Origin of the sequence: Leifsonia sp. P73 (assembly GCF_051059105.1) — a bacterium.
Taxonomy (GTDB): domain Bacteria; phylum Actinomycetota; class Actinomycetes; order Actinomycetales; family Microbacteriaceae; genus Leifsonia.
Genome location: NZ_CP194931.1, coordinates 3,318,388 through 3,339,597 on the forward strand (window position 1 = coordinate 3,318,388; position 21,210 = coordinate 3,339,597).

A 21,210-nucleotide genomic window follows, 5' to 3' on the forward strand; every position below is an offset into this window, starting at 1 on the left:
TGGCGGCAATCCGCGGCGGGCTACGAACGGGAGGTTGTGACGTCCGCGAAACGTGGGGAAATCTGCGGGTAACCGGCGCTCGGTAACGTCCAGACATGGGTGATCTGTTCGGCGGGTACGGCACGCAGGCCGCTCGGCGCCGGCGCGGCCGGGCCACGCCCTTCGACGAGATGTTCGCCGGCGTCCGCGGCGCCGTCGCCGAGCGCACCCGGCCCGCCTACCGCGAGCTGTTCGCGGCGCTGGCCGCGCTCACGCAGGAGGAGCTCCGCGGCCGCACCGACGCGCTCGCCAGCTCGTACCTCGCGCAGGGCGTCACGTTCGACTTCGCCGGGGAGGAGCGGCCGTTCCCGCTCGACGCCGTCCCCCGCGTGATCGAGCAGGCCGAGTGGTCGCGGATCGAGGCCGGCGTGAAGCAGCGCGTCCGGGCGTTGGAGGCGTTCCTCAGCGACGTGTACGGCGCCCAGAACGCGGTCCGCGACGGTGTCATCCCGGCCGGCCTGATCACCTCCTCCGCGCACTTCCACCGCGCGGCCGCCGGCGTGGAGAGCGCCAACGGCGTGCGCATCCACGTGTCGGGCATCGACCTGATCCGCGACGAGCAGGGCGGCTGGCGGGTGCTGGAGGACAACGTGCGGGTGCCGAGCGGGGTCTCGTACGTCATCTCCAACCGCCGCGTCATGGCGCAGACCCTCCCCGAGCTGTTCACCTCGATGCGTGTGCGGCCGGTCGGCGACTACCCGTACCGGCTGCTGCAGGCGCTGAAGGCGAGCGCGCCGGGCGGCATGGAGAACCCGAACGTCGTCGTCCTCACCCCCGGCGTCTACAACTCCGCGTACTTCGAGCACACCCTCCTCGCCCGGCTGATGGGGGTGGAGCTGGTGGAGGGCCGCGACCTGTTCTGCTCCGGCGGCACGGTCTGGATGCGCACCACCTCCGGCCCGCAGCGCGTCGATGTGATCTACCGCCGGATCGACGACGACTTCATCGACCCGCTGCAGTTCCGGGTGGACTCGGTGCTCGGGACGCCGGGGCTGATGCTCGCCGCGCGCCTCGGCACCGTGACGATCGCCAACGCGATCGGCAACGGCGTCGCCGACGACAAGCTGGTCTACACCTACCTGCCCGACCTGATCCGGTACTACCTGGCCGAGGAGCCGGTCCTCCCGAACGTCGACACCTGGCGGCTGGAGGAGCCGGACGCCCTGGCCGAGGTGCTCGACCGCCTGGACGAGCTGGTCGTCAAACCGGTCGACGGCTCCGGCGGCAAGGGGCTGGTGATCGGGCCGGACGCCGACCGCAAGGAGCTGGCCCGGCTGCGGGAGCAGCTGGTCGCCGACCCGCGCGGCTGGATCGCGCAGCCGGTCGTGCAGCTCTCCACCATCCCCACGCTCGTGGACGACGGGATGCGGCCGCGGCACGTCGACCTGCGCCCGTTCGCGGTGAACGACGGGCGGGAGGTCTGGGTGCTGCCGGGCGGGCCGACGCGCGTGGCGCTCGCCGAGGGGCAGCTCGTCGTCAACAGCAGCCAGGGCGGCGGGTCGAAGGACACGTGGGTGGTCGGGATGGCGGCGCCCGGCGAGCCGGCGCGGGCCGAGGAGAGGCCCGAGCCCCGGAACGTGCCCGGCCTGGTCGCCGACCAGGCCGCAGCGCCACCGCTGCCCGCGCCCGACCACTCGATCGAGGACGCCCCCGCACCGACCAGCAGCAACAGCAGCAGCAGACGGAGGCCCGGTGATGCTCAGCAGGATCGCGTCCTCCCTGTTCTGGATCGGCCGCTACGTCGAGCGCAGCGACGGGACGGCGCGCATCCTCGACGTGCACCTCCAGCTGCTCCTGGAGGACCCGTGGATCGACGAGGACACCGCCTGCCGATCGCTGCTCGGCGTGATGGGCTCCGCGACCGTGCCCGGTCCGATCGCCCGGGAGGACGTCCTGCGCCTGCTCGCCGTCGACCGCACGACACCGGCCTCCATCGCCTACTCGCTCGGCGCCGCGCGCGAGAACGCCCGGCGCGCCAGGGAGATCGTCTCGACCGAGCTGTGGGAGTGCCTCAACACCACGGCCGCGCGGGTGCCGCGGCGGGTGGCCAGCGACAAGGTCCACGAGTTCTTCACCTGGGTGCGCGACCGCACGGCGCTCGCCGTCGGGATCATGGACTCCGGCGCCAGCCGCGACGAGGCCTGGCACTTCTTCACGCTCGGCCGCAGCCTGGAGCGCGCGGACATGACGGCCCGGCTGCTGGCGACCCGCTCGCTGACGGAGGCCAGCGGCCCGAGCTGGACGACCATCCTGCGCTCCTGCGGCGCGTACGAGGCGTACCTGCGCACGTACCGCGGGGTGCCCTCCACCCGGAACGCGGCGGAGTTCCTGCTGCACGACCGGCTGTTCCCCCGGTCGATCCTCTACGCGATCACGCGCGCCGTGGAGAGCCTGCGCGACATCGAGCCCCGGCACGAGCGCGCGGGGGTGTCCGACCGGGCCGTCCGGCTGCTCGGCCAGGTGCAGAGCGAGCTGGAGTTCCGGCCGGTCGCGGAGGTGCTGGACGACCTCCCCGCGCACATGGCCGTCGTCCAGGAGGCGACCAGCGCGGCGACGTCCGCGATCACCCGGCGCTACTTCCCGGAGAGCACGGCGCCGAGCTGGACGGGGGAGCGGGTGTGAAGCGGCTGCGGGTGACCCACTCGACCGGTTACCGGTACGGGGCGGAGGTGTCGGCCTCCTACAACGAGGCGCGGATGATGCCGGCGTCCGGCGAGGGGCAGCTCGTGCTGCACAGCGCGCTCGACGTGCACCCGGTCTCGTCGCACCACCAGTACACCGACTACTGGGGCACGCGCGTGCTCGCCTTCGACGTGCTGAACCCGCACCGCGAGCTGACGATCACGGCCACGAGCCTGGTGGAGGTGCTGGACGCGCAGCACGCGCCGGACCCGCTCGGCTGGCCGGAGCTGGCCGAGGCCGTCGCGCGGTCGGGGGAGTGCGTGCAGCAGCTCAGGCAGACGCCGCTGACCGAGCCGCCCGCGTCGCTGGTCGCGCTGGCGGGGGAGGCGGGCGCCGCCGGTGATCCGTGCTCCGTCGCGCAGGCCATCGCCGCCGCAGTCGGGGACGCGATGACCTACGAGAGCGGGGTCACGGGCGTGCGGACCACGGCGCGGGAGGCCTGGGAGTCGCGCAGCGGCGTCTGCCAGGACATCGCGCACGTGGCGATCGGGGCGCTGCGCTCGGCCGGCATCCCGGCCAGGTATGTGTCCGGCTACCTGCACCCGAAGGCCGACGCGGCAGTGGGGGAGACGGTGGTCGGCGAGTCGCACGCCTGGGTCGAGTGGTTCTGCGGCGGCTGGCATGGCTACGACCCGACGAACGGCATCCCGATCGGCGACCGGCACGTCCGGGTCGGCCACGGCCGCGACTACGCCGACGTCGCCCGCTGCGCGGCGTGTACTCGGGAGCGGCCGGCTCCGAGCTCTTCGTCTCCGTCTCCATCACCCGCGAGGCCTGAGACGGTCGCGGGTGCGCCGGGGTACGGTGGCGGGATGCGGATCGCAGTGCTGTTCGGAGGGTCGAGCGAAGAGCGCGACGTGTCCATCGCGAGCGCGGCGCCGGTGGTGCGGGCGCTGCGCGGGCTCGGCCACGAGGTGCTGGCCGTCGACACGGCCTCCGGCGCCCTCGACGCGGCCGCGGAGGCGCGCGTCCTGACCGGCGCGGTCGGCGTCGCCCCGCCCGAGTCGACCGCGCTCGCGCGGCTGGCCGGCGCCGGGAGCGCGCTGCGGCTGCCCGCGGAGGTCGCCGGCGTCGACCTGGTGTTCCTCGCGCTGCACGGCGGGTCGGGGGAGAACGGGGAGCTTCAGGCGCTCCTGCAGCTCGCCGGCATCCCGTACACCGGGTCGGGTCCGCTCGGCAGCGGGCTCGCGATGGACAAGGAGCTCACCAAGCGCGTGCTCCTCCAGGCCGGCGTGCGCACACCCGACTGGGCCCTCGACCCGCTGGAGCCCGGCGCGACGGCGGCGGAGCTCGGGCTCCCGGTCGTGGTGAAGCCGAACGCACAGGGCTCGACCGTCGGGCTGAGCATCGTGCGCGACCCGGACGACCTGGACGCCGCGGTCGAGCGCGCGGCGGTCTTCGGCTCCGTGCTCTTCGAGCGCTTCGTCCCGGGGCGCGAGCTGACCGTCGGCGTGCTCGGCGAGGAAGCGCTCGCGGTGGGCGAGATCGACGTCGACCCCGATGCCGCGTTCACCTACGGCGACAAGTACCAGCCGGGCGCGGTGGCGGAGACCTTCCCTGCCGACGTGCCGGCCGAGGTCGCCGCGGAGGCCAGGGCGACCGCGCTGACCGCTCACCGGGCGCTGCGGCTCTCCGGCTACAGCCGCACCGACTTCCGGCTCGACAGGGATGGGGTGCTCTGGACGATCGAGGTCAACTCGCTGCCCGGCCTGACCGCGACCAGCCTGCTCCCGCAGTCGGCGGCGGCGGTCGGGATCGGCTACGCCGAGCTGTGCCGCCGGATCGTCGACCTGGCCCTGCGCTGAGCCGTCCGCCGCGCTGGGTCGCTCGTTACCTGAACGACCGATAACGATCGGCCCGGCGGGGTTGCCCGGCGCATCCCGTGGGTTTGAATGGGACCATGCGCAGTGTCGGTTGGTCGTTGTTCGGGTTCGCTTTCGTCGTGGCGGCGGTGGCTCTGGGTGCCCTGACCACGCCGGCCGTCGACCACGGCCTCGCGACAGTGGCTGTCGGGCATCACATGGGCTTCACCCGCCGTCAGTGGGTGGACCTCGCGATCGCCGCGCTCTTCTTCATCGCCGCCGCAGCCGCCGCCGGAGCCCTCATCGTCACCCGCCTGCGCGCGTCCGCGCACGCCGCGCACGCCGCGCACGCCGACGCTCCCCCCACCGACGCCCTCCTCCCCGCCGACTGACCCATCAATCTCTTCCGGACTTAAGTACGCGACACGCCGCGCGGAAGCGTACACAGCTCCGGGAGAGATGGTCACTCGGCGGCACGCAGTGCGGCGTAGAGGTCGGCGCGGGCGGCGAAGCCCCCGAGGTCGCGCCCGAGCAGCCGCTCGGCGTCCGCGACCCGCGCCCGCAGGGTGTGCCGGTGCATCCCGAGCCGCCGCGCGGCCACGTCGTACACCCCGTCCGCGTCGAGCCAGGTGCGGAGGATGCCGGGCAGCGCCGGGTCGGCCTCCGCCAGTGGAGCGAGGGCGGTCGCCGCGACCGCGCGTGCGTCCGGCGTCTGGAGCAGCGCGAGCATCCCGGCCGCCGCCACGTCGTCGAACGACGGCACCCGGTCGTCCCTGGTCGACCGGCGGGCCGCGACACCGGCCTGCGTCACGCCCGACGCCAGCGCCCCGAACGTCACGGGGGCCGACGACCCGCCGCGCAGCTCGAACCGCTCGGCCAGCTCGGCGATCGCCTCGGGCGAGGACCCGAGCACCACGAGGTCCTGCCCGTCGCGGGCGAAGAACCCGTCGCCGCCGGCCTCCAGCCAGTCCGCCGCCGCCGCGACCGCAGCACCGTGCAGGACCGTCACGCGCGCAGGCTGATCGGGCAGCGCCCCGAGCACCGGCTCGGCCACCGCCTCCGCCAGCCCGGCGTCGCCGGCCAGCAGCGCCCGCCACACCGCCGTGCGGAGGCGCGCCCGCGCCGCGTCGGTCGCGCGGCTCTGCTCCAGTGCGAGCCCGGCGAGCGCGACGACGCCCGTCACCACCTGCTGCGCCGCCTGGTCGAGCCCCTCCGACCCGATCGCGAGCACGCCGCGCAGCCGCCCCGCCGCGCCGAGTGTCTGCAGGGAGAACGGCCCGGCAGTCGTCTCCGCGGTCCCCGCCGCCCGTCGCCGGCTGCGCAGCAGCGGTTCGGCCGCGCCGATCAGCACCGCCCGCGCCGCCGCGTCCAGGGCTCCCGCCGGCGCGAGCCGGTCCAGTGTCCCGTCCGCCCCGATCAGCGCCACCGGCCGGTCGATCTGGCGCGCCAGCTCCGCGAGCACCGCGCCGAGCGCGTCCGGCCGCAGCGCCGCGAGCGAGATCGCGCGGGAGGCCCGCAGCGCCCAGGTGTTGCGCGCATAGGCGTCGGCGGCCAGCCGGTCGGCCACGAACCGCGCCACCGCGATGAACGGCGTCCGATAGGGCACCTCGAAGAGCGGGAGGCCGTGCCGCGCGCACGCCGCCAGCAGCGCCTCGGGGGTGTCGCGCACGACCTCCGTGCCGAACCCCAGCCCGGCGATCCCGTGCTCGACCAGGCGCGACACGTACGGGTCGACGTCCTCCGGCGTCCCGGTCACGAGCAGCACCTGCCCGGGCGACAGGAACGGCGTCGGGTCGGGAAGGTCGGAGGAGTGCGCCCACGACAGCGGCACGTCCAGCTCGCCGACATCGGCAGCGGTGAGCAGGTGGAGGCCGAGCTCGGGCCGGGCGAGCAGCTGGGCGAGGGTCGCGGGCATCGGGAGCACTCCATCCGCCAGGGTGTCGATTCCTGACGTTCGAATTGTACGGCCCGTCCAGGCGCGAGACGCGCGCTGCTCCCTACGATGCCGCCATGACCATCGTTACTCCCGCCTCCGCAACACTCGTCGGCGGACCCTCGCTCCCGCAGGAGCGCCGGCTCGTCACCCCCATCCCCGGCCCCGAGTCGCGCAAGCGCGCCGAGCGCAAGGCGCAGGCCGTCGCCGCGAGCGTCGGCGCCACCATCCCCGTGTTCACCGTCGCAGCCGGCGGGGGTGTGCTCGTCGACGTCGACGGCAACTCCCTCATCGACTTCGGCTCCGGCATCGCCGTCACCGGCGTGGGAAACGCCGCCCCGCGCGTGGTCGAGGCCGTGACCGCGCAGGTCGCCGCCTTCACGCACACCTGCTTCACGGTCGCCCCCTACGACTCCTACGTGGACGTCGCGGAGGCCCTCAACCGCCTCACGCCCGGAGACTTCGTCAAGCGCAGCGCTCTGTTCAACTCCGGCGCCGAGGCCGTGGAGAACGCGGTCAAGGTCGCGCGCCACTACACGGGCAAGCAGGCTGTCGTCGCGTTCGACCACGCCTACCACGGCCGCACGAACCTCACGATGGGCCTCACCGCCAAGAACCAGCCGTACAAGAACGGCTTCGGCCCGTTCGCGCCCGAGATCTACCGCGCGCCGCTCAGCTACCCGCTGCGCGACGGCGGCCTCACCGGCGCCGAGGCGGCCAAGCGCGCCATCACCATGATCGAGAAGCAGATCGGCGCGTCCAACCTGGCCGCGATCATCATCGAGCCCATCCAGGGCGAGGGCGGCTTCATCGTCCCCGCCGACGGCTTCCTGCCCGCGCTACAGGAGTGGGCGAACGAGAACGGCGTCGTCTTCATCGCCGACGAGGTGCAGACCGGATTCGCCCGCACCGGCACCATGTTCGCCTCCGAGCAATTCGGCATCGTGCCCGACCTGATCGTCACCGCCAAGGGCATCGCCGGCGGCCTCCCGCTGTCCGCCGTGACCGGCCGCGCCGAGATCATGGACGCTCCGCAGGTCGGCGGCCTGGGCGGCACCTACGGCGGCAACCCGCTCGCCTGCGTCGCCGCGCTCGCCGCGATCGAGACCTACGAGCAGGAGGACCTGGCCGCGCGCGCCCGCGCCATCGGCGAGATCCTCTTCGAGAAGCTCGGCGCCCTCCGCGCCGCCGACCCGCGCGTCGCCGAGGTGCGCGGCAAGGGCGCGATGGTCGCGATCGAACTGGTCGACCCGGAGACCGGCGAGCCCGACGCCGCGCTGACCGCCAAGGTCGCCGCCGCCGCGCACGCCGCCGGCGTCGTGCTGCTCACCTGCGGCACCTACGGCAATGTGATCCGTTTCCTCCCGCCGCTCAGCATCCCGGACCACCTCCTCATCGAGGGGCTGGACGTCGTCGCGGAGGCGGTGGCCAACGCATGAGCGCCGTCGACACCGCCACCACCGCCGAGTTCACCGCAGCGGAGGCCGACCTCCTCGCCCGCGTCCCCGACGGCTTCTTCATCGGAGGCGTCTGGGAGCAGGGGACCCGCCCGCAGATCCAGGTGCAGGACCCGGCCACCGGCCGCGTCATCAAGCGCATCGCGAACGCGACGCCGGAGGACGGCATCCGCGCCCTCGACGCCGCCGTGGCCGCTCAGGACGCCTGGGCGGGGACGCCGCCGCGCACCCGCGCCGAGATCCTGCGCCGCGCGTTCGACCTGCTGCAGGAGCGCCGCGCGGACTTCGCGCTGCTGATGACGCTGGAGATGGGCAAGCCGCTGGCCGAGGCCAACGGCGAGGTCACCTACGGCGGCGAGTTCCTGCGCTGGTTCTCCGAGGAGGCCGTGCGCATCGCCGGCCGCTACGGCCAGAACCCGGAGGGCACCGGCACGATGGTCGTCTCGCAGCGACCGGTCGGGCCGTCGTTCTTCATCACGCCGTGGAACTTCCCGCTCGCGATGGCGACGCGCAAGATCGCCCCCGCGCTCGCGGCGGGCTGCACCGTCGTCGTGAAGCCGGCCGAATTGACCCCGCTGACCACGCTGTTCTTCGCGCAGCTGCTCGCCGACGCCGGTGTTCCCGCCGGTGTGGTGAACGTCGTCCAGACGAACACGTCCGGCGCCGTCTCCGCCCCGATCATCGCCGACCCGCGCCTGCGCAAGCTGTCGTTCACCGGCTCCACGCCGGTCGGCCGCGCCCTGCTCGCGCAGGCCGGTCAGAACGTGCTCCGCACCTCCATGGAGCTCGGCGGCAACGCCCCGTTCGTCGTCTTCGAGGACGCCGACCTGGACAAGGCCGTCGAGGGCGCGATGCTGGCGAAGTTCCGCAACATCGGCCAGGCCTGCACCGCCGCGAACCGCTTCATCGTCCACGAGGACGTCGCGGAGGAGTTCGCCCGCCGCGTCACCGAGAAGGTCGACGCCCTGAAGATCGGCCCGGGCACCGAGCCCGGCGTCACGATCGGCCCGCTCATCGACGACCGCGCGGTCGCCTCCATGACGGCGCTCGTGGACGACGCCGTGTCCCGCGGCGCCCGCGTGCTCAGCGGCGGCAAGGCACCGGAGGGCGACGGCTTCTTCTTCGAGCCGACCGTGCTCGTGGACGTGCAGCCCGGCAGCGAGATCCTCCGCGAGGAGATCTTCGGCCCGATCCTCGCCATCACGACGTTCTCCACCGAGGAGGAGGCCGTGGCCCGCGCGAACGAGACCGAGTACGGTCTGGTCGGCTACGTGTTCACGCAGGACCTCGCGCGCGGCCAGCGCATGATCGACCGCGTGGACACCGGGATGATGGGCCTCAACACCGGCCTCGTCTCCAACGCCGCTGCACCGTTCGGCGGCGTCAAGCAGTCGGGCCTCGGCCGTGAGGGCGGGCTCGAAGGCATCCACGAGTACCTGAGCACGAAGTACACGCTCATCCCCGCCTGACCCGGCGGAACGGGCGGCCCGCCCCACCCCGGCGGGCCGCCCGACCCAGCACCACCCCAACCTCCGCACCACCCGAGCCGGAAGAGGCAGACCATGACCACCACTCAGCGCATCCTCGTCGGATACGAGGCCACCCCGTCCGGAGACGACGCCCTCGCCGCCGGCGCCGCGCTGGCCGCCTCCTTCGGGGCGGACCTCGACGTGGTCCTGGTCATGCCGGACACCTCCCGGCGCGGAAACGTGCCGAACGACCCGGCCTACGACGCCCTCCTGCGCGACACCGCGGAGGGCTGGCTGGCAGACGCGCGCACTCGCGTCCCGTCGTCGGTCGCCTTCAGCGGGCGGGTCGTCTTCGGCGACTCGCTCGCCGAGGGCCTGCTCACCGCCGCGGACGAGCTCGGCACGACCCTGATCGTGGTCGGCGCCGCACGTGGCGGCCTCCTCGGCCGCTTCACCGTCGGCTCGGTCGCGGGAGCGCTGCTGCACGCCTCGCCGGTCCCGGTCCTCCTGGCGCCGGAGGGCTGGCGCGAGCGCGCGCCGCGGCTCACCCGCGTGACGAGCATGGTCGGCACCCGCGCAGGCGCCGCCGACGTGCTGACGACCGGCGAACGGCTCTCGGCCGCGGCCGGCGTCCCGCTCCGCCTGGTCTCGCTTCTCGCCCTCGACCTCCCGGGCGACGCGGCCGCTCCCAAGCAGAGCGTCGGAGAGCACCACGCCGCCGCGGTGCTGGAGGAGGCCAGCGCGGCGACCGGCGTCGTCGCGACCGCGGTCGTGGCGAAGGGCGACAACATCCAGAACGCGGTGGCCCGCCTCGACTGGGAGCCCGGCGAGATCGTCGTCGTCGGCTCCAGCCGCCTCGCGCAGCCCAGCCGCCTGTTCCTCGGTTCGACCGCGGCCGCCATGCTGCGCGAGCTGCCGGTGCCGATGGTCGTGGTGCCGCGGACGGAGTGAGGCGCCCCCTACTGAAAGAGGGTACTGAGGATCACGGTTCGACCATCGGTCGCCACGTAGACCTTGCACACAAAACGCCCCTGCGAAAACCGCTTGTTCAGATCGCTCGAGGTGAGCAACGGTCCCGTGGGGATCGCCCCGTGCAACTTCGGTGAGAAGTCCTCGGGCAGAGGAAGCTCAGCAGTTGCGACGTCTTTCAGCAGTTCGGCATGACCCGCTTCGGGGAGTCCCACGATCGCGTCGATCCAGTATGTGCTCGGCCCTGGCACTCGAGGGTCACCCATCCTGCCGGACATCCACGTTGCAGATTCCGCATTGATGAGCGGCGGAAATCTCGATGTCAGAGGTTCGAGCTCATCCCGCACCTCGCCTGTGCCGTCTTTCGTGGCCGATTGCACGGCGTCTCGTCCCCGCGGACTCTCATCGCCCGCGGGCTGCGGAGTGCAGGCACTCAGGCAGAGCACGAGGATGAGAGCCGCTGCGACATTCGAAGAAACCCGCAACTGACCCACCTCACTGACACGACCCCCGGAACGATCACCAGCCTAGATCGCCCCGATGCTGCGACTCCTCACAGTTGATTCTGTGTAAGGGGAGGCTTACCTTACAATCGAATGCGGCCGGAGCCCGCCGGTTCGATGTCAACAGCCTCCACAAAGGATCTTCATGCCTCCCATGGGTGTCGCCGCTCTCGGCGCCGTCGCCGGTCTCACGATCTTCCTCGGCCTCCCGATCGGCCGTCTGCGCTCGAACGCGGTCGGCATGAAAGCCGCGCTGAACGCCCTCGCGACCGGCATCCTGATCTTCCTGCTCTGGGACGTCCTCTCGCAGGCGTGGGAGCCCGTGGACAAGGCGCTCTCGTCGCACCAGCTCGGCCCCGCGCTCGGGCAGGGGCTCCTGATGGCCGCGTGCATCGGCGTCGGGCTGCTCAGCCTCACCTACATGGACCGCTACATGAAGCGGCGCGCGCTGGCGCTGGCGTCCCCGATCCGGCCCCCGGCAGCCCCGGACGGCCACGGTCCGCAGGCCGGTTCGCACCAGCCGCACGGCGCGGGCACGGGCCCTGCCATCGGCACCGCGACCGGCGTCGCCATCGTCGCCGCCACCGAGGTGGAGTCGCGCGCGGGCGCCCGCCGCCTGGCGCTCACCATCGCGATCGGCATCGGCCTGCACAACTTCGCCGAGGGCCTCGCGATCGGCACCGCCGCCGCGCAGGGCGAGCTCGCCTTCGCGGTGCTGCTCATCGTCGGCTTCGGCCTCCACAACGCCACCGAGGGCTTCGGGATCGTCGCCCCGCTCAGCGGCACCCGCCCGTCGTGGGGCTACCTGGCGCTGCTCGGCCTGATCGGCGGCGGCCCGACCTTCCTCGGCACCGTCATCGGCCAGGCGTTCAGCAGCGACATCGTCTCCATCGCGTTCCTGGGACTGGCCGCCGGCTCCATCCTCTACGTCGTCATCGAGCTGCTGGCCGTCGCCCGCCGCACCGGGATGAAGACCCTGGTCGCGTGGTGCATCTTCGCCGGGATCGTCGCCGGCTTCGCGACCGACGCGATCGTCACCTTCGCCGGGGCCTGACACCCGCCAGTAGGGTGGTGGAGAGCCGAGCAGGGAGGGCCGCATGCGCCAGGTCGTGGATTTCGTCACCGTCTCGACAGAGGGACTGGAGTCGAGCCCCGTCGCACCGGCGCTCGCCGGCCTGCGCGCCAACGAGTCCCGCTACTTCAAGAACAAGTACGACGTCGACTTCGCGACGGCCCCCGCCGCCGAGGAGCAGGAGGCCCTCGACTGGGTGAGCCGCATCCTCGCCGACGAGCGCGGCATCGTGATCGCCTCGCCCGCCCTGGAGGTCACGTCGTTCGAGGTCGACGGCATCCGGATGGCCTACGTCTTCTACGAGTCCGGCCTGTCGATCAACGTCATGTACACGATCGACGACGCGGGCAAGCGCGCGGTCGGCTTCAAGCTGTCCGACGGCATGGAGGTGCCGGAGGAGCTGGCGAACTTCAAGTTCGCGCGGCAGAAGTCCCGCCTCGCCGGGACGATCCGCGGGTCCTACTTCGTCATCAAGGGCGAGTACTGAACCCAACGGCGCTCACGCCAGCGGGGTGACCTCCGCCGCCAGCTCCCGTTTGACGTCGTGCTCGATGAGCACGGGGATGAAGTCGCGCACGGGCGCTCCCGTGTACTCGATATGCCGCTGGTGCACCAGGTCGACGATGCGGTCCCTGGGGACCTTCGGGAAGCGCTCCGCGAGCCGGTCGACGGCGTGGCCGATGGCGACCTCTTCGTCGTTGGGGGCGGCGGGGATGGCGGCCTCGTCACTCATGGCGGGATTATCCCCCGCATGCCAGGGTGGAGGCTATGGATGAAATCGAGGTAGTGGTCCTCCGCGTCTTCACCGACGAGCGCGGCGCGAACGGCAACGAGCTGGGCATCGTCACCAGCTCACCGGCGACGGCCGGGCGGGAGCAGGACATCGCGGCGGCGCTCGGGTTCAGCGAGACGGTCTTCGTCGACGCGCTGGACTCCGCGGGAGGCATCGCGACGATCCGCATCTTCACGCCCGCGTCGGAGCTCCCGTTCGCCGGCCACCCGAGCGTCGGGACCGCCTGGTGGCTCGCGCACGAGCGCACGCCGGTCGGCGCCCTGGCCGAGAAGGCCGGGGACGTCGCGGTCTCCGTCGACCTCGACGGCGACTGGGCCGCGATCGACGCCCGCGCCGCCTGGACCCCCGACTTCACCTGGCTGCCGCTGGACTCCCCGGAGGCGGTGGACGCCCTCGACCCATTCGCCTTCACCGAGGGCCAGCACTACGCCTACGCGTGGATCGACGAGGAGGCCGGATCGCTGCGCGCCCGCATGTTCGCCCCCGCGATGGGGATCGTGGAGGACGAGGCCACCGGCGCCGCGGCCGTCGCCCTGACCGCGAAGCTCGGCCGCGGCCTACGCATCCTGCAGGGGAGGGCTCCGAACTGGCCACCGAGCCGCTCGCCGGCGGCCTCGTCCGCGTGGGCGGGACCGTGGTGTACGACCGCACCATCGACGCGACGCTGTGAGCGCGGAGGTCGAACTGATCCCGGTCGGGGAGCCGGGCGAAGGACCCTACGGCATCGCCGTCACCGACGATGGAGCGGTCTGGTTCACGCTCGTGCACGGCGCCGCGGTCGGCCGCCGCGACCCCGACGGCAGGCTCACACGGCTCGACCTGGGCGCGGGCGCGCAGCCTTCAGTGGTTGCTGCAGCGAACGACTCGGACGTGTGGGTGACCGACACCACGGGAGGGCGGCTGCTGCTGCTCGGGCGGGGCCCGCGCATCCTGGCCGAGGTCGCCGTGCCGACCCCCGGCGCGCAGCCGTTCGGCGTCGCCGCCGTCTACGACGGCACCACCTGGTTCACCGAGCTCGCTGCCGACGCGCTCGGCCGCATCGGGGTGCTCGGCCGGGTGGACGAGTTCCCCGTCGGCCGCGAGGACGTCATGCCCTCGATGATCGCGGCCTCCGGCGACTCGCTCTGGTTCACCATGAACGCCATCGACGCCCTCGGCCACGTGCGCGGCGGCGACGCCGCGGTCGCGGTCACCGAACTCCCGGCCGGCTCCGCCCCGGTCGGCATCACGGTCGCCGAGGACGGCGCGGTCTGGGCCGCCCTGATCGGCGCGGACGCCCTCTCCCGCGTCGGACGGGACGGGACTCTCACCATCCACCCTCTCGGCTCCGGCGCCAAGCCGCACGCGGTCGCGCCCGACGCGAGGGGAGGAGTCTGGGCCTCCCTCTGGGGAGCCGACGCCCTGGCCCACGTCACCGCCTCCGGCGAGGTCGCCCGCGTGCCGCTCCCGCCCGCCTCCGAACCCCACGGCATCGCCGTAGCCCCCGACGGCACCGTCTGGTCCGCCCTGGAGTCCGGCGCCCTGGCCCACCACCCCTGACCCCCCGGAGCGTCCCGAAAAGCAGTGAACGGAGGAGACCCGGGACCGTATCGGCCGGATCTCCTCCGTTCGCGTCAGCGGGGAGGCTTACTCAGCGACCCCCACGTACTCCGCGGCCTGGTCGGCGTCCAGGTCCCCGGCCTCCAGCCGCGCCCGCAGCGCCGCGCCGAGCTCCGCGTCCACGTTCGTCCAGTACTGGATCGCGCGCTCGCGGATGTCGTCCCGCGTCACCCCGCCGACCGCTCCCGCGATCGTGTCGAGGAACCGCTCCTTCGCCGCGTCGTCGTACACCTCGCGGTACAGCGTCCCCGCCTGCCCGAAGTCGCTGTCCTCCGAATGCAGCGTCGCCGCCGAGCGCACGAGCGCGCCGTCCGACTCCCACGAGCCCTCACCCGCCGCCTCGGCGGAGGCGACCGGCCCGCCGAACGAGTTCGGCGCGTACACCGGAGCCGACGCCGCCTTGAAGCCGTGCCGCCCCGCGCCGTCCTGCGAGTAGTTGTGCACCGGCGCGACCGGAGCGTTCACCGGCAGCTCGTTGTAGTTGGTGCCGACCCGGTAGCGCTGCGCGTCCGGGTAGGAGAACACGCGCGCCATCAGCATCTTGTCCGGGCTGATGTCGATGCCCGGGACCGTGTTGGCGGGGGAGAACGCCGCCTGCTCGATCTGCGCGAAGAAGTTCTCCGGGTTCTCGTTCAGCGTGTGGACGCCCACCTCGATGAGCGGGTAGTCGCTGTGCGGCCACACCTTCGTCAGGTCGAACGGGTTGAAGCGGTAGGTCTTGGCGTCCTCGTACGGCATCACCTGCACGCTCACCTTCCACGCCGGGAAGTCGCCGCGCTCGATCGCCTCGTAGAGGTCGCGGCGGTAGTAGTCCGCGTCCTCGCCCGCGATCTGCTGCGCCTCGGCGCCGTGCATCTCCTCGTTTCCCTGCAGTGCGTGGAAGTGGTACTTCACCCAGAACCGCTCGCCCGCCGCGTTGATCCACTGGTAGGTGTGCGAGCCGTAGCCGGGCATGGTCCGCCACGAGCGCGGGAGGCCGCGGTCGCCCATCAGGTAGGTCACCTGGTGCGCCGACTCCGGGGACAGCGTCCAGAAGTCCCACTGCATGTCGGCGTCGCGCAGGCCGGAGCCCGGCAGGCGCTTCTGCGAGTGGATGAAGTCGGGGAACTTGATGCCGTCGCGGATGAAGAACACCGGGGTGTTGTTGCCCACGATGTCGTAGTTGCCCTCGGTCGTATAGAACTTCACCGAGAAGCCGCGGACGTCGCGCCAGGTGTCGGGGGAGCCCTGCTCGCCCGCGACCGACGAGAACCGCTGAACCGTCCGCGTGGTGGCACCCGGCTGGAAGACCGCCGCCTTCGTGTACGCGCTCACGTCGCCGGTGACGACGAACTCGCCGAACGCGCCACCGCCCTTGGCGTGCACGATCCGCTCCGGGATGCGCTCGCGGTTGAACTGGGCGAGCTTCTCGACCAGGTACCGGTCGTGGAGCGCGGTCGCGCCGTCCTGTCCGGATGTCAGCGAGTGCGCGTCGCTGCCGACCGGTGTGCCGGTCTGGGTTGTCGTGTGGTTCTCCGTCATGGTTCTCCTAACCTCATTCGGCGTGCGACGGGGCTTTCGCCGCGCGCTCCTGACAGGACGGGCACAGCCCCCAGAAGGTGACCTCCGCGACGTCCACCACGTACCCGGCCGCCCCCGAGGGGTGCAGGCAGGGCGCATGGCCGACGACGCACTCCACATCCGCCACCGCGCCGCACGAGGTGCAGACGACGTGGTGGTGGTTGTCGCCGACGCGCCGCTCGTACAGCGCGGGCGAGTGCGCCGGCTCGATCCGCCGCAGCAGTCCGGCCGAGGTGAGATCGCCGAGGACGTTGTGGACGTTCTGGATCGAGGTGCCGGGCAGTGCGGGCAGCACCGCGCGGTACACCGTCTCGGCGTCCACGTGGGGATGCGCGTCGAGCGCGTTCAGGACGGCGAGCCGTCCCTGCGTCACGCGCAGTCCCGACGCGCGCAGGGCGCCTTCGAGCTGTGCGGTGTCCATCCCCGCCACGCTAGCGGGTCTCTTTTGAACAACTCAAAACAACGTGCATCCCGGGAGTGGCGGAACGGCCGTCTAATCTGGCATGAGAAGTTTCAAGCCGAAGGGTGGATCAGGGTGGCGCGCGAATTCCAGGTGGACGCTCTCGGCGCGCGGCTGCGCGTCGCCCTGGACGGGTTCGCGGAGGCCGACGCCGACCGGCTCCGCGACCAGTGGCGACGGCTGGCGGCCGAGGGCGACGCGGCGGACACGATCACGGTCGCCGCGGCGCCGGGAGCGGGTGCGGACGTCTCCGGCCACGACCTCGACGCGGTGGGCATCGCCCTCCGCCGCGCCCTCAATCAGCGCGCGATCGAGGCGAACCGCGGGGAGCTGGTGACGTTCCACGCGGCGGGCCTGGCCGATCCCGCCACCGGTGAGGTCATCGCGCTCGTCGGCCCGTCCGGGGCCGGCAAATCGACCGCCGCCGCCATGCTCGGCGCGGGGCTGGGTTATGTGTCGGATGAAACGGTCGCGGTCACGCCCTCCGGCGAGGTGCTCGCCTTCCCCCAGCCGCTGGCGTTCAAGGAGACGGCGACGCACGGCAGGCACGTCGCGGGGCCCGACGAGCTCGGGTTGCTGCGACCGGGGCCGCGGCTGCGACTGGCGCGGATCGCCCTCCTCGACCGCACGGACGCGGCCACGGCGCCGACGATCCGCACGGTCGGGCTGCGGGACGTCTTCGACGAGATCGTCGCGCAGGTCAACCATTTCAACGCGCTGCCGCGGCCGCTCAGCCTGCTGGACGGGCTGGTCCGGCGCTGCGGAGGCGTCCAGGTGATCAGCTACCGGGAGGCCGCGGACCTCGTCGAGCCGGTGCGCGAGCTGCTGCGGAGCGGAGCGGACTCGGGCCCGACGTACAGCCGCGCGGACGTCGACGACTGGGTCGACCTCGACGGCGACACGGTCGTGCTCGCCCGGGACACGATCACCCGGCTGACGCCGCTCTCCTCGCTGGTCTGGAGGGTGCTGGAGGTCCCGCTGACTCTGACCAGGCTCGTCGCCGTCGCCGAGCGGGAGTTCGGCCCGGCGCCGGGCGGGAGCAGCGCGGACGCGCTCCGTGCGGTCCTCCACGAGCTCGCCGACGCCGGCCTGGTGCGGTCGAGCGGCGCGCGTCACCGCGCCCGGGACTGAAGCCGCGTCTCCTCGATGTCGAGCATGGACTGCGCCTCGCTGAGGATGCGCGACGGGTAGGCGCCGCGCGCCCGCTCCTCCAGCAGCCGGTCGCGCTCGGCGTCCACCACCGCGAGCCGCAGCGTGCGGTACACGTGGTGCGGACGGCCCTCCGGGGGCGTGTCGTAGAGCACGATGCGCTCCCAGGCCGCCTCGGCGCGGAGGTAGGTGGTCTGGCGCACCCGCTCCACCACCTCCGGGTCGACCGCGGTCGCGGTCCCCGCCGCGGTCTCCGGGTCGTCCAGCACGGCAAGGCCGGCCTCGCTGAGGTCGTCGAGGAGCTGCGCGAGCAGCCTCCTGTCGTCCTTGACGTCGATGCCCTGCAGCCCGAGCACGCGGATCAGCCAGGGGAGCGTGCCGCCCTGCACGACCAGGCTGACGAACGCGACCGTGAACGCGATCAGGATGAGCTGCGGGCGATACGGGATGTCCGCGGGGAGCGACTGCGCCGCCGCCAGCGTGACGACGCCGCGCATCCCCGACCAGCCGAGGACGATCCCGCCCTTCCAGTCGATGGCCTCCTGGCGGAACTCCTCCAGGTCGCTGCGGTGCCGCTCGTAGCGCTGCTCGGCGCGCTGCTTCCGCTGCGCCTGCCAGCGGTAGCGCACGGGATGGTCGCGGAAGTAGCTGATCATCAGCCACTCCCGCAGCACTTGCCGCTCGGCGCGCTCCCCGCGTCTTCGGAGCGCCAGGATCAGCGGCCCGATCAGGATGTACCGGATGACGACGAGGGAGGCCATCGCGATCAGGCCGATGCCGACCGCGTCCCAGACGCTGAGGATCTCGGGATGCTCGACGTCGGCGATGAGCGTGCGCAATTCCAGCCCGATGAGCAGGAAGACGCCGTTCTCGAGCAGGAACTGGATGGTGTGCCAGTTGATCTGGTCGCTGATCCGCGCCTGCGCGCTGAACTGCCGCGGCGCCGCGTGCCCGGTGTAGAGGCCGGTGACCACGACGGCGAGCACGCCGGAGCCGTGCAGCGCCTCCGTCGGCGCGAAGGCGGCGAACGGCACGACGACCGACAGCGCGGTGTCGAGCACCGGGTCGCTCAGCTTCGAGCGCACCCAGACCGTGACGAAGCCGACGACGAACCCGATCACGAGCGCGATGATCACGGCCGAGAAGAAGTCGAGCACGCCCGCGAGCGGGGTGGCGAGGGTGCCGACCGCCGCGGCCAGGGCGGTGCGCAGCAGCACCAGGGCGGTCGCGTCGTTGACCAGTCCCTCGCCCTCCAGCACGGTGAGCAGGCGCGGCGGGAGGCCGAGCTTGCGGCCGATGGAGGTCGCGGCGACGGCATCCGGCGGGCTGATGATCGCGCCGAGGGCGATGGCCGCCGCCAGGTTGAGGTCGGGGAGCATCGTGTAGAGCAGGAAGCCGGTCGCGAACGCGGTGACGATGACCAGGAAGATCGACAGCCCGGCGATCGGCGCCAGATTACGGCGGAAGTCGGTGAGCGGGACGCTGATCGCCGCCGCGTAGAGGATGGGCGGCAGCAGCCCGTCGAGGATGATCTCCGGTGGCACCTCGATGTCCGGCACCCCCGGCAGCACCGAGAGGGTGACGCCGACGATCACGAGGATGATGGGCGCGGCGACCCCGAGCTTGCGGGCGAAGGCGGCCACGCCGACGATCACCGCGACGGCGATCACCGCATAGACACCGAGCTCCATGGTTTCCAGCCTATGAGAACTCTCAGCATCGGTGCGCCCCCGGTCCGGCCGCGAGGGGCCGCGCGGCCGGATGCCGCGCGACCCCTCCGTGCTGCCGGTCGGCGCCGATCAGTGCCGGTCGCCGCCGCCGCGCTGCTGGGCTCCCGCGGCGAGCGCGAGCGTCTGCTGCAGCGCGGTGTACTCCGCCTTCGGCTGCAGGTTCTCGTCGTAGATGTCCGCCGCACCTTCACCCGCGAACACCGCAGGCACCCACGAGTAGCCGTCGCCGAAGCCCCAGACCGTGTACGAGATGCAGTCGCGGACGGCGAGGCAGGCCTGCAGCGTGGAGGTGTAGCCGCCGACCTGGGCGTTCTGCTCCACCGCCGTGACCGGGAGCGTGGTCCGCACGTCCACCTCCGTCTCGGCGACCTTCAGGCCGAGGGCGGAGAACCGCTGCAGGTTGTTCTGCAGGTCGGGCAGGCCGTACTGCGTGTCGAGGTGCGTCTGGAATCCGACCCCGTCGATCGGGACGCCCTGCGCCTTGAGCTGCTGCACGAGACTGTAGGCCGCGTTGCTCTTGGGGCCGGTGAACTCGATGTTGTAGTCGTTGTAGAACAGCAGCGCCTTCGGGTCTGCGGCGTGCGCCCACCGGAACGCGTCGGCGATGTAGCCGGGGCCGAGCTTCTGCAGCCAGATGGAGTCACGCAGGGTCCCGTCGTCGTTGAACGCCTCGTTGACCACATCCCATTGCCAGATCTTGCCCTTGAAGTGGGTGACCTCGTCCGTGATGTGCTTCTTGAGGACGGCCCGGAGTTGGTCCGGCGTCATCGACGGCGCCGCGGCGGTGAGCCACGCTGGGAGCTGGTTGTGCCAGACGAGGGTGTGTCCGCGCACGAGCTGCCCGTTCTGCTGGGCGAAGGCGACGAGCTGGTCGGCCGGGGCCCAGTTGTAGGCGCCCTGGGTCGGCTCGATGGTGTCCCACTTCATGACGTTCTCGGGCGTGACCGTCGAGAACTGCGTCGCGGCGATCGACCGGTAGTCGCTGTCCGACGCGAGGGCGTCCGTGTTGACGGCGGTGCCGATCCGCAGGCCCACGCGCGAGGCGAGGCTGCGCAGGGAGTCGGCCGGGGCGGAGGTCTGATGACCGGGCGCCGCGGGCGGCGTCGCAGGCACGGAGGCGAAGGCCGCCCCTTGGGCGAGGATGACGGCGCCGGCCCCCACCACCGCAGTGGTGATGAGACCGGCTCGAAGGCGCAGTGACACGCTGATACTCCTTTGTATGCGAGCGCGCGCCGACGGCGAGACCGCGGCGTCGCGACTGTCCGAATATGTTGCGTCAGACAGCTAATTACACCCGCACACGGGGGTCAAACATTTTGGAAAAGCTTGCGCTTTCGCAGTCGAGGTGATGTGATCCGCGCGGATCAGCGGGGCCGGAGGCCGTCGATCGTCATCGCGACGACTCGGTCGCGCTGCTCGTCGTCCTCGAAGGCGACGCCGGCGACGCCCGACACCATCCGGATGACGTCGCCGATGGTCGCGTCGGGACGCAGCTCGCCGGCCTCCTGGGCGCGGACGACGAGCGGCTCGCCCGCCGCGTAGAGGGAGGTGCGGCAGCTCAGCAGGACGGGGAGTCCTTGTTGAGGCCTTCGAGCAGGGCCTTCTTGGTGCCCACGTAGAGCAGGAAGCGGCGCAGCCAGGCCTGCACGGCCTCCCACGGCTCCAGGGCGGCGGCGTCGTCGGCGGCGCGGACGACGGCCTCCACCTCCTCGACGTAGACGGCCTCCACGAGGGCGTCGCGGGTGGGGAAGTTGCGGTACAGCGTGCCGATGCCGACGCCGGCGCGGCGGGCGATTTCCTCCAGGGAGGCGCCGGCGCCGTCCTCCGCGAACGCGTCGCGTGCGGCGGCGAGCAGCGCGTCGAAGTTGCGCCGGGCGTCCGCGCGCTGGGGGCGCTGGATGAGGGGACGCGCGATGGTGCTGTCTGCTACGTCGGTGCCGGTCACGGCGGGGGTCCTTCCGGGTGCGTGGAACTGAGGGTTGCGAAGCGGAGG

General features: G+C 72.4%; 18 protein-coding genes and 4 pseudogenes. 13 read left to right on the forward strand and 9 right to left on the reverse strand.

What is annotated here, in order from left to right; genetic code table 11:
- Positions 1-95 precede the first annotated feature (95 nt).
- From ACQ86L_RS17185 to ACQ86L_RS17205, 5 genes and pseudogenes are all read left to right on the forward strand, one after another.
- A pseudogene (locus ACQ86L_RS17185) lies at positions 96-1,735 on the forward strand (circularly permuted type 2 ATP-grasp protein).
- Positions 1,735-2,661, forward strand: coding sequence for an alpha-E domain-containing protein (locus ACQ86L_RS17190; protein ID WP_434318916.1), 927 nt, complete (start codon positions 1,735-1,737; stop codon positions 2,659-2,661). The pseudogene ACQ86L_RS17185 and the gene ACQ86L_RS17190 overlap by 1 nt, the downstream one beginning before the upstream one ends.
- Positions 2,658-3,499 (forward strand): annotated as a pseudogene (locus tag ACQ86L_RS17195) (transglutaminase family protein). Before ACQ86L_RS17190 ends, ACQ86L_RS17195 begins: the two are co-directional and overlap by 4 nt.
- A 49-nt stretch (positions 3,500-3,548) precedes the next feature.
- Positions 3,549-4,526 (forward strand): annotated as a pseudogene (locus tag ACQ86L_RS17200) (D-alanine--D-alanine ligase family protein); the annotation flags it as partial.
- 95 nt (positions 4,527-4,621) lie between these two features.
- Positions 4,622-4,915 (forward strand): hypothetical protein, encoded by a 294-nt coding sequence (locus ACQ86L_RS17205; RefSeq protein WP_434316503.1) that lies wholly within the window; start codon positions 4,622-4,624, stop codon positions 4,913-4,915.
- 71 nt (positions 4,916-4,986) lie between these two features.
- Here ACQ86L_RS17205 and ACQ86L_RS17210 read toward each other — a convergent pair whose 3' ends face one another.
- Positions 4,987-6,438: a PucR family transcriptional regulator gene (locus tag ACQ86L_RS17210; RefSeq protein WP_434316504.1), complete on the reverse strand. Its 1,452-nt coding sequence runs from the start codon at positions 6,436-6,438 to the stop codon at positions 4,987-4,989.
- A 95-nt stretch (positions 6,439-6,533) separates the two neighbouring features.
- Between ACQ86L_RS17210 and gabT the strand changes: the two genes are divergently transcribed.
- From gabT to ACQ86L_RS17225, 3 genes are all read left to right on the forward strand, one after another.
- Complete coding sequence (gene gabT / locus ACQ86L_RS17215) at positions 6,534-7,895, forward strand: 4-aminobutyrate--2-oxoglutarate transaminase (protein ID WP_434316505.1); 1,362 nt, start codon at positions 6,534-6,536, stop codon at positions 7,893-7,895.
- On the forward strand, positions 7,892-9,382 hold the full coding sequence (locus ACQ86L_RS17220) for an NAD-dependent succinate-semialdehyde dehydrogenase (RefSeq protein ID WP_434316506.1): 1,491 nt from the start codon (positions 7,892-7,894) through the stop codon (positions 9,380-9,382). The genes gabT and ACQ86L_RS17220 overlap by 4 nt, the downstream gene beginning before the upstream one ends.
- Before the next feature lie 93 nt (positions 9,383-9,475).
- Positions 9,476-10,333: a universal stress protein gene (locus ACQ86L_RS17225; protein ID WP_434316507.1), complete on the forward strand. Its 858-nt coding sequence runs from the start codon at positions 9,476-9,478 to the stop codon at positions 10,331-10,333.
- An 8-nt stretch (positions 10,334-10,341) separates the two neighbouring features.
- On the opposite strand, the gene ACQ86L_RS17230 is transcribed toward ACQ86L_RS17225, so the two are convergent.
- Entirely contained in the window at positions 10,342-10,731 is a 390-nt protein-coding gene (locus ACQ86L_RS17230; protein WP_434316508.1) for a hypothetical protein, read from the reverse strand.
- A 268-nt stretch (positions 10,732-10,999) separates the two neighbouring features.
- On the opposite strand from ACQ86L_RS17230, the gene ACQ86L_RS17235 reads away from it, so the two are divergent.
- Positions 11,000-11,908 carry a ZIP family metal transporter gene (locus tag ACQ86L_RS17235; RefSeq protein ID WP_434316509.1) on the forward strand — a complete coding sequence of 303 codons (909 nt, stop codon included), beginning with the start codon at positions 11,000-11,002 and terminating at the stop codon, positions 11,906-11,908.
- Between the two features lie 43 nt (positions 11,909-11,951).
- Positions 11,952-12,413 (forward strand): phage tail protein, encoded by a 462-nt coding sequence (locus ACQ86L_RS17240; RefSeq protein WP_434316510.1) that lies wholly within the window; start codon positions 11,952-11,954, stop codon positions 12,411-12,413.
- 12 nt (positions 12,414-12,425) lie between these two features.
- Here the strand turns inward: ACQ86L_RS17240 and ACQ86L_RS17245 are convergent, their stop codons facing one another.
- Complete coding sequence (locus ACQ86L_RS17245) at positions 12,426-12,659, reverse strand: three-helix bundle dimerization domain-containing protein (protein WP_434316511.1); 234 nt, start codon at positions 12,657-12,659, stop codon at positions 12,426-12,428.
- A 35-nt stretch (positions 12,660-12,694) separates the two neighbouring features.
- On the opposite strand from ACQ86L_RS17245, the pseudogene ACQ86L_RS17250 reads away from it, so the two are divergent.
- Together ACQ86L_RS17250 and ACQ86L_RS17255 are read left to right on the forward strand one after the other, a co-directional pair.
- A pseudogene (locus ACQ86L_RS17250) lies at positions 12,695-13,213 on the forward strand (PhzF family phenazine biosynthesis protein); the annotation flags it as partial.
- Positions 13,214-13,385: 172 nt separating this feature from the next.
- A complete protein-coding gene (locus ACQ86L_RS17255) occupies positions 13,386-14,258 on the forward strand; it encodes a Vgb family protein (protein ID WP_434316512.1) in 873 nt (290 codons plus the stop codon).
- An 87-nt stretch (positions 14,259-14,345) separates the two neighbouring features.
- On the opposite strand, the gene ACQ86L_RS17260 is transcribed toward ACQ86L_RS17255, so the two are convergent.
- A complete protein-coding gene (locus ACQ86L_RS17260) occupies positions 14,346-15,839 on the reverse strand; it encodes a catalase (protein WP_434316513.1) in 1,494 nt (497 codons plus the stop codon).
- 13 nt (positions 15,840-15,852) lie between these two features.
- The gene (locus ACQ86L_RS17265) at positions 15,853-16,299 is read right to left on the reverse strand and encodes a Fur family transcriptional regulator (RefSeq protein ID WP_434316514.1); all 447 of its coding nucleotides are present in this window, start codon (positions 16,297-16,299) and stop codon (positions 15,853-15,855) included.
- Between the two features lie 114 nt (positions 16,300-16,413).
- Between ACQ86L_RS17265 and ACQ86L_RS17270 the strand changes: the two genes are divergently transcribed.
- Positions 16,414-17,469 carry a hypothetical protein gene (locus ACQ86L_RS17270; protein WP_434316515.1) on the forward strand — a complete coding sequence of 352 codons (1,056 nt, stop codon included), beginning with the start codon at positions 16,414-16,416 and terminating at the stop codon, positions 17,467-17,469.
- On the opposite strand, the gene ACQ86L_RS17275 is transcribed toward ACQ86L_RS17270, so the two are convergent.
- The 4 genes from ACQ86L_RS17275 to ACQ86L_RS17290 all read right to left on the reverse strand — a co-directional run bounded on the left by ACQ86L_RS17275 (position 17,451) and on the right by ACQ86L_RS17290 (position 21,162).
- Entirely contained in the window at positions 17,451-19,178 is a 1,728-nt protein-coding gene (locus tag ACQ86L_RS17275; protein ID WP_434316516.1) for a cation:proton antiporter, read from the reverse strand. The two genes, ACQ86L_RS17270 and ACQ86L_RS17275, sit on opposite strands and share 19 nt — an antisense overlap.
- 108 nt (positions 19,179-19,286) lie before the next feature.
- Positions 19,287-20,420: an endo-1,4-beta-xylanase gene (locus tag ACQ86L_RS17280; RefSeq protein WP_434316517.1), complete on the reverse strand. Its 1,134-nt coding sequence runs from the start codon at positions 20,418-20,420 to the stop codon at positions 19,287-19,289.
- Positions 20,421-20,581: 161 nt separating this feature from the next.
- Complete coding sequence (locus tag ACQ86L_RS17285; protein WP_434316518.1) at positions 20,582-20,875, reverse strand: hypothetical protein; 294 nt, start codon at positions 20,873-20,875, stop codon at positions 20,582-20,584.
- Positions 20,776-21,162 carry a TetR/AcrR family transcriptional regulator gene (locus ACQ86L_RS17290; RefSeq protein WP_434316519.1) on the reverse strand — a complete coding sequence of 129 codons (387 nt, stop codon included), beginning with the start codon at positions 21,160-21,162 and terminating at the stop codon, positions 20,776-20,778. The genes ACQ86L_RS17285 and ACQ86L_RS17290 overlap by 100 nt, the downstream gene beginning before the upstream one ends.
- Positions 21,163-21,210 lie beyond the last annotated feature (48 nt).

Coding starts and splice junctions, on each gene's coding strand:
- ACQ86L_RS17190 (WP_434318916.1), top strand. CDS start 1,735: ATGCTCAGCAGGATCGCGTCCTCCCTGTTCTGGATCGGCCGCTACGTC.
- ACQ86L_RS17205 (WP_434316503.1), top strand. CDS start 4,622: ATGCGCAGTGTCGGTTGGTCGTTGTTCGGGTTCGCTTTCGTCGTGGCG.
- ACQ86L_RS17210 (WP_434316504.1), bottom strand. CDS start 6,438: ATGCCCGCGACCCTCGCCCAGCTGCTCGCCCGGCCCGAGCTCGGCCTC.
- gabT (WP_434316505.1), top strand. CDS start 6,534: ATGACCATCGTTACTCCCGCCTCCGCAACACTCGTCGGCGGACCCTCG.
- ACQ86L_RS17220 (WP_434316506.1), top strand. CDS start 7,892: ATGAGCGCCGTCGACACCGCCACCACCGCCGAGTTCACCGCAGCGGAG.
- ACQ86L_RS17225 (WP_434316507.1), top strand. CDS start 9,476: ATGACCACCACTCAGCGCATCCTCGTCGGATACGAGGCCACCCCGTCC.
- ACQ86L_RS17235 (WP_434316509.1), top strand. CDS start 11,000: ATGCCTCCCATGGGTGTCGCCGCTCTCGGCGCCGTCGCCGGTCTCACG.
- ACQ86L_RS17240 (WP_434316510.1), top strand. CDS start 11,952: ATGCGCCAGGTCGTGGATTTCGTCACCGTCTCGACAGAGGGACTGGAG.
- ACQ86L_RS17245 (WP_434316511.1), bottom strand. CDS start 12,659: ATGAGTGACGAGGCCGCCATCCCCGCCGCCCCCAACGACGAAGAGGTC.
- ACQ86L_RS17260 (WP_434316513.1), bottom strand. CDS start 15,839: ATGACGGAGAACCACACGACAACCCAGACCGGCACACCGGTCGGCAGC.
- ACQ86L_RS17265 (WP_434316514.1), bottom strand. CDS start 16,299: ATGGACACCGCACAGCTCGAAGGCGCCCTGCGCGCGTCGGGACTGCGC.
- ACQ86L_RS17275 (WP_434316516.1), bottom strand. CDS start 19,178: ATGGAGCTCGGTGTCTATGCGGTGATCGCCGTCGCGGTGATCGTCGGC.